Raw genomic sequence first — 6,850 nt, 5'->3', positions numbered from 1 at the left:
GCCGTCGCTGCGGCCGGTCAACCAGGTCCTCGTCCTGGTGCTGTTCCTGTGGACGTTCAACGACTTCAACACGTCGACCTCGATCTTCTCCCCGTACTTGGCGGTCTTCCAGACGTTGTAGAGGAACGGAAGGAACGAGATGCCGAGCACGAAGGACGAGATCGTCGACACGCTGTTGAGCGTCGTGAGGCCCTCCACCGCCAGATAGTCGGGAATCCGGCGCTGCATCCCGCTCGCGCCCAGCCAGTGCTGGACGAGGAAGGTGCCGTGGAAGCCCACGAACAGCGTCCAGAAGGTGATCTTGCCGAGCCGCTCGTCGAGCATCCTGCCGGTGAACTTGGGCCACCAGAAGTGGAAGCCGGAGAACATCGCGAAGACGACCGTACCGAAGATCACGTAGTGGAAGTGCGCCACCACGAAGTAGGTGTCCGAGACGGGGAAGTCCATCGGGGGAGAGGCGAGCATCACGCCGGTCAGACCACCGAACACGAACGTGACGAGGAAGCCGACGGCCCAGAGCATCGGTGTCTCGAAGGACAGCGAACCCTGCCACATCGTTCCGATCCAGTTGAAGAACTTCACGCCGGTCGGCACGGCGATGAGGAACGTCATGAAGGAGAAGAACGGGAGCAGTACGCCACCGGTGACATACATGTGGTGCGCCCACACGGTCACGGACAGACCGGCGATCGCGACGGTCGCGCCGATCAGGCCCATGTAGCCGAACATCGGCTTGCGCGAGAACACCGGAATCACCTCACTGATGATTCCGAAGAACGGCAGCGCGATGATGTACACCTCCGGATGGCCGAAGAACCAGAACAGGTGCTGCCACAACAGCGCTCCGCCGTTGGCCGCGTCGAACACATGCGCACCGAATTTACGGTCCGCCTCCAGCGCGAACAGCGCCGCCGCGAGGACGGGGAAGGCCAGCAGCACCAGCACACCGGTGAGCAGGACGTTCCAGACGAAGATCGGCATCCGGAACATCGTCATGCCCGGAGCGCGCAGGCAGATGATCGTGGTGATGAAGTTGACCGAGCCGAGAATCGTGCCGAAGCCGGAGAACGCCAGCCCCATGATCCACATGTCGGCGCCGACACCCGGGGAATGCACCGCGTCGGACAGGGGCGCATAGGCGAACCAGCCGAAATCGGCGGCGCCTTGAGGGGTGAGGAACCCGCCGACCGCGATCAGCGAGCCGAACAGATAGAGCCAGTAGGCCAGCATGTTCAGCCGGGGGAACGCCACGTCGGGCGCGCCGATCTGCAGCGGCATGATCCAGTTCGCGAACCCGGCGAACAGCGGCGTCGCGAACATCAGCAGCATCACGGTGCCGTGCATCGTGAACGCCTGGTTGAACTGCTCGTTCGACATGATCTGCAGTCCGGGACGCGCCAGCTCGGCACGCATCAGCAGCGCCATCACCCCGGCGAGGCAGAAGAACCCGAACGCCGTGACCAGATACAGCGTGCCGATCGTCTTGTGGTCCGTGGTGGTCAGCCACTTCACCGCGGCGAGGCCGGGACGCCGTGCGCGCACCGGAGGGGGCGCGGGAAGCGCCGTGACAGTGTTGCTCTCCATGCCCCGCCTGTGTCCGGCGGCGGGGCCGGCGTCACACTGAGGGGAAGCGACGAGGATCACATCGACGGGTGTGACGACAAGGGACCTGCCGGACACCTACCGAACATGAGCAACGACGAGACCTTCGCCGCTGCCTATCGCGAGCACTACTGGGCGGTCAGCCGCTACGTTGCGCGGCGACTGGACGGCCGGAACAGCGATGTGGAGGAGGTGGTGGCCGAGGTCTTCACCGTCGCCTGGCGGCGCCGGTCCGACCTCCCGCCGACCCCCCTTCCCTGGCTCTACGGCGTGGCCCGGCACTGTCTGGCCAACGCCGTACGCGGCTACGGGCGCCGCCGCAGGCTCCTCGACCGGCTCGGCAACCACGAGAGCGCGCACGGCAGGCAGGTCGTGCCGGGCCCCGAGGCCGAGTCGCCCGGCGACTGGGTGCACGAGGCACTGGCCCGGCTCTCCCCGGCCGACCAGGAAGTACTGCGGCTGACGGCCTGGGAGGAACTCGGTGTCGACGAGGTCGCCGTCGCCCTCGGCTGCGGCAGCCGGGCCGCGGCGATGCGCCTGCACCGCGCCCGCCGCCGCCTCGGTGCCGAGATCGACCGCCTCCGCGTCACCGTGGCCGCCGGCACCCCGACGCCCCGCCGCGACACCTCGAAGGAGCACGGCCATGGCTGACGAACTCGAACTCCTGCGCCGAGCCAACCCGGTGCCCTCCGACGACCCCCGCTTCCACGACCGCCCGCTCGACCGTCGGGCCGAACACCGCCTCCGCGTCCTGACCCGCGCCGGGAGCCCCCGCCCGGAACGGCCGGGGCCCGCTCCGCGCCTCGGCCGACTGCTCGACGGCGTGCGCCCGCCCCGTCCGCGCCACTGGGCCTTCAGCCTCGGGGCGGCCGCCGCCGTCGGCGCGGTCGTGCTGACCCTCACCCTCTCGGGACCGACCACCGTCCCCGCCGTCGCCGCGCCCCGCCCGCTGGTCGTCCAGCCCGGCTCCACCCCGCTGCCCCTGGACCGGCTGGCCGATCTGGCCGCCGCGGCCGACGACGCGCTCCGGCTGCGCCAGGGCACTCATGTCCAGACCTGGAGCCTGAGCATGACCTCGGGGCCCGGGGCCCGCCCGCCCGTCACGCTCCCCGAAGAACGGGTCGTCCGCTGGGCGGCCGACGGCAGCCACACGGAACTGGTCGTGGCGACCGATCCGAGACACCCCGGCAGGCCGGTCGTCACCGACGCCGACCCTGTCCCGCGCACCGTCGAGGACGGCCACGTCCTCAGCCGCCAGACCTATCCGCCGAGCTGGAGCGACGCCCCGCCGCGTGCCGAGCCGCCGCGGGACGCCGCACGGCTGCGCGCCTATCTGGACGAGATCGACCGCAACGACACCATGGACACCGACGAACTCCTCGATGCCATGGGTGAGTTGCTGGACAACTGGACTCTGGGCAGCCGGGAGACCGCGGCGCTGGCGCGCGTCCTCGCCGACACCCGCGGGCTGCGGCCCGCGGGCGCTGTCACCGACCGGTTCGGCCGCCCCGGACAGGCGTACGTGTACGACGACGCGGCCCGCTCCGTCCGCCGGATGCTGATCCTGGACCCGGCGACCGGAGCCGTCCTCGGGCTGGAGGACACCGTCACCCGGGCCGATCCCGAGTTCGGCCTCGAGGCCGGGGCGGTGATGTCGTACCGCGCCTGGCTCCGCTGACCACCGACACGGTGACCGCCCCCCGGGGCGGCTGTCCCTGGCGGAGACCGCCCCGGCCCCCGCGGCGACCGGGGCGGCTCTCCGCGGGGGGCTCAGACGCCGAGCGCGTGCTCGGCGCCCGTGACGGTCTGCTCCAGCAGCACCGCGATCGTCATCGGGCCGACGCCACCCGGCACGGGCGTGATCAGCCCGGCCCGGGTGGCGGCGGAGTCGAAGTCGACATCGCCGGCGTTCCCGGCGTTGTAGCCCGCGTCGATCACGACGGCCCCCGGCTTGATGTCCTCGCCCCGGATCAGCCGGGGTGATCCGACGGCCGCCACCACGATGTCCGCCTCCCGTACGACGGACGGCAGGTCCGCCGTACGCGAGTGGCAGTACGTCACCGTGGCGTCGCGGCCGAGCAGCAGCATGCCGACCGGCTTGCCGAGGATCGCGCTGCGGCCGACGACGACGGCCCGCTTGCCGGCGAGGCCGACGTCGTACGCGTCGAGGAGCCGCATGATGCCGCCCGGTGTGCAGGACACGAAGCCCGGCAGACCGAAACTCATCGCCGCGTACGAGGTCAGCGTGACCCCGTCGACGTCCTTCCGCGGCGCGATGGCCTCGAAGGCCGCGCGCTCGTCGATGCGCGGTCCCACGGGATGCTGGAGCAGGATGCCGTGAACGGCCGCATCGGCCGACAACGCCGTGAGTTCGGCGACGAGTTCGGCCGTCGTCGTGTCGGCGGGCAGCGCGACATGGCGGGACTCGATGCCCGCCCCGCGGCTGCGGTTCCGTTTCATCCGGACGTAGGTGACGGAGGCGGGATCCTCGCCGACGAGCACCGTCGCCAGACAAGGGGCCACGCCCGTACGGTCCTTGAGATCGGCCGCGCGCCGCGCGGTCTCCTCGAGGATCCGGCGGGCGAGGCCGGCGCCGTCCATGAGCTGGGCCTGGGGCATGAGTTCCTCCGGAGCGCTGCCGACAGTCGCCCAGGCGCGCGGCGGAGACGTCTGCGTCAGGCCGCTCCCCGGTGGTACTCCACCTCAGCGCCAGTCACGGCCCGCCGCCCAGGGTAGCCCGCGCGATCACCTCCCTGCCGCGCCGCGCCCCGGCCAGGCTCGTCCCGACGAACCAGTCGCTCTCAACTCCTCTATGCCGTACGTGAATTGAGGATCTCCGGCGGTTGGAGGCGAGCGGCGGACCTGCTGGAACCGGGCCCGCCGGGACAACCTGCTCTCCGGTGGGGCTGATCACCCGGAGCGCCGGGAAGGCGGACCGCCACCAGGTACGGGTGCGGCTCACCGCGGCCGGATGTGAGGCCTTCGAACGACTCTCACCCTCGGCGGCCGAGGGTGAGAACGCGCTGCTCGCAGTACTGAGTCCAGCAGAGAGGCGGACACGCGCAGGCCTGCGGCGGAAACCGGTCGTCGCCGCCGAGACCGGCTCGGACGGGACCTCCCCATCGCCGTACCTGCCGAAAAGGTCCAGGTCAGACGCGACTTGATCTGGACCCTCGGCCAGTTCCTCCCTACTCGTCCCATGCCTGGACCAGTGTCTGCTCGACGATCTTTCCGTCACGCAACGACACCATCGATGTGCTCAGCACCCGCACCCCGTCCGCGTACTCGCAGGACTCGGTGAAGGCGACATGGTCGCCCTGGACGACGCACTGGTCCATCTTGTGCGTCATGTCCCGGCTGTAGACGTCATTGAGCATCTCGGCGATCTCGGCGCGACCGTGTTTGACCATCGGGTGACTGGGCTGGGTGTTGCGGTCCACGACGCGCAGTTCCGCGTCGTCCGCGTAGAGCGACATCAGAGCCGCCGCGCTGTGTCCCTCGATGCCCCGGCGCAGTGCCTCGGTGTCGAACGTGGGGAATGCCGCTGTGCCCATGGGTGACCTCCTCGGGAAGGCCGCGGACCGGCGTGGAGCCGACCGCGAAGGGCCTCTCTACCCGAGCGTCCTCCGCCCCGGGGTCCACGGCAAACGCAACGGAGCGATGAGCCTGTCGGGTGAGCGCGGGGACCGGGCCGTGTCCGCCCGGGGGCCGGGGCCGTTGCTGAAAGCATGATCTCAACACGACGTATCGTCACCGCCGTTGGTCTCGCCGTCGGCGTCACGGGGCTTGCCGCGCCGATGGCGGCCGCCGCGGGTTCCGTGGTCCAGGACGCCGGGAAGCCGAGCCCCGTCGCCACGCTCGACTCGCTCGCCATGAGCGAGATCCCGGCCGAGCACCAGGCCGAACTTCCGCGGCCCTCCGCCCAGCTCAACGACCTGAATCGGCTGCACCAGGTCGCAGACCTCGCCGCACCTGCCACCGGGCTGCCCGGGGGCGGCCAGAGCTAGGGGCAACGGACCGCGTCGGCCACGGCGGGTCCCGGTGGAACGGCGACGTTCCGCCGGGGCCCGCCGTCCGACTGTGCGGGCCGGATCACCGAGCGCCGGGCGGCCCGCTCACGCGTCCGCCGGGCGCTCGGTTCGCCGGGTGAAGTCCTCTTCGTCCCGTGCCCCCGGGGTGTCCGTGCCCTGTCCGCGTACCGCCGTGCGGAACGCGATCGGGGCCTGCCCGGCGCGCTGATGGAAGTACTTGGCGAAGTTCGTGGCACTGGAGAAGCCCAGCTGGGCGGCGATGCGGGCGGCGGCCAGGTCGGTGTGGGCGAGCAGCCGCTTGGCCTCCAGGACGACCCGGCGGTCGATGAACTCCTTGGCGCCGATCCCCGCAGAGTCGAGGGCGGCCCGGGACAGCGTGCGTGCGGAGTAGCCGAGGGTGACGGCGTAGTCGTCCACCCGGCGGGTGCGCGCGAAGTCCCGCTCGACGGTCTCGCGGAACCGCAGAAAGGTTTCTCTTGGCTCTGGGGCCGTGCTGCCGGGCCCTTCCAGGTGGGCCAGGCGCAGGATCAGCGCGTCCAGCAGATGACGCAGCACGGCGAGGTGCGCGTCGGCCGGCAGCCGTCCCGGTGCCCGGAACTCGTGCTCCAGATGTGTGGTGGCCACCCGCAGGGACGCGGCGTCCTCGGCCTTCGGAGTGCGCAGCACCCGCGCGTGCGGATCGTCGAGCCGGGCCGCGCGGACGGTGGCCGCGTCAGGGAAGTCCCGCTCGAAGACGATCAGCGTCCCCTCGGCCCGCGTGAGATCTCCCCACTGGAGGACCTGTCCGGGGCGCGTCCACAGCCAGTCGCCCCGCCCGACGTCGTGGGCCGTGAAGTCCACGGTCGGGCGCAGCGTGCCGGAGGCGAGCGTGAGCACGTGGTGGAAGCCGGGGCGCTGCGGCACACCGGGATCGGTTCCGAGGGCACGGCACCGGGCGCGCAGCGCGGACAGCGAGATCACTTCCAGGCCGGCGGACGCGCGGACGGGGGCCGTGAAGGTGACCCCGGGGGTGGCCTGCCCGGCCGGGTGTCGGTTTTTGACCATGATCAGTCGCCTGGGTATCCGGGTGGGACGTGCCTCCCCGCCCGTCCGGGGTGCCCGCCGAGCGGACGACCGCCCCGCGTGGCGGAAAGAGGGCATCACGATAGAGGAGAGCCGGTCCGTGGCCAAGGAATTCACGGACATCGGTGACGCAATGGGATGCTCGGCGAGTCCTC

7 protein-coding genes and 1 riboswitch are annotated in these 6,850 nt (G+C 71.0%); of the genes, 3 read left to right on the top strand and 4 right to left on the bottom strand.

The genetic code is table 11. The features are described from left to right. Positions 1 to 1,584: aa3-type cytochrome oxidase subunit I (ctaD, locus tag ACWD68_RS38185; protein WP_451811059.1), on the bottom strand; the 1,584-nt coding region annotated here is incomplete at its 3' end. 105 nt (positions 1,585 to 1,689) lie between these two features. Here ctaD and ACWD68_RS38180 point away from each other — a divergent pair. Together ACWD68_RS38180 and ACWD68_RS38175 are read left to right on the top strand one after the other, a co-directional pair. Continuing rightward, entirely contained in the window at positions 1,690 to 2,253 is a 564-nt protein-coding gene (locus ACWD68_RS38180; RefSeq protein ID WP_451811058.1) for an RNA polymerase sigma factor, read from the top strand. Beyond that, positions 2,246 to 3,280 (top strand): CU044_5270 family protein, encoded by a 1,035-nt coding sequence (locus ACWD68_RS38175; RefSeq protein WP_451811057.1) that lies wholly within the window; start codon positions 2,246 to 2,248, stop codon positions 3,278 to 3,280. Before ACWD68_RS38180 ends, ACWD68_RS38175 begins: the two co-directional genes overlap by 8 nt. Positions 3,281 to 3,372: 92 nt before the next feature. Here ACWD68_RS38175 and ACWD68_RS38170 read toward each other — a convergent pair whose 3' ends face one another. Continuing rightward, positions 3,373 to 4,221 carry a bifunctional 5,10-methylenetetrahydrofolate dehydrogenase/5,10-methenyltetrahydrofolate cyclohydrolase gene (locus tag ACWD68_RS38170; protein ID WP_451811056.1) on the bottom strand — a complete coding sequence of 283 codons (849 nt, stop codon included), beginning with the start codon at positions 4,219 to 4,221 and terminating at the stop codon, positions 3,373 to 3,375. A gap of 21 nt (positions 4,222 to 4,242) precedes the next feature. Next, a riboswitch (ZMP/ZTP riboswitch) is annotated at positions 4,243 to 4,329 on the bottom strand. 461 nt (positions 4,330 to 4,790) lie between these two features. Then, the gene (locus ACWD68_RS38165) at positions 4,791 to 5,156 is read right to left on the bottom strand and encodes a nuclear transport factor 2 family protein (RefSeq protein WP_451811055.1); all 366 of its coding nucleotides are present in this window, start codon (positions 5,154 to 5,156) and stop codon (positions 4,791 to 4,793) included. Between the two features lie 174 nt (positions 5,157 to 5,330). On the opposite strand from ACWD68_RS38165, the gene ACWD68_RS38160 reads away from it, so the two are divergent. Beyond that, positions 5,331 to 5,609, top strand: coding sequence for a hypothetical protein (locus ACWD68_RS38160; protein ID WP_451811054.1), 279 nt, complete (start codon positions 5,331 to 5,333; stop codon positions 5,607 to 5,609). A 108-nt stretch (positions 5,610 to 5,717) separates the two neighbouring features. Here the strand turns inward: ACWD68_RS38160 and ACWD68_RS38155 are convergent, their stop codons facing one another. Beyond that, the gene (locus tag ACWD68_RS38155) at positions 5,718 to 6,677 is read right to left on the bottom strand and encodes a helix-turn-helix transcriptional regulator (protein WP_451811053.1); all 960 of its coding nucleotides are present in this window, start codon (positions 6,675 to 6,677) and stop codon (positions 5,718 to 5,720) included. Positions 6,678 to 6,850 lie beyond the last annotated feature (173 nt).

Source organism: Streptomyces sp. NPDC005141, from assembly GCF_053599975.1.
This window is presented reverse-complemented; position numbering and strand designations above follow the sequence as displayed.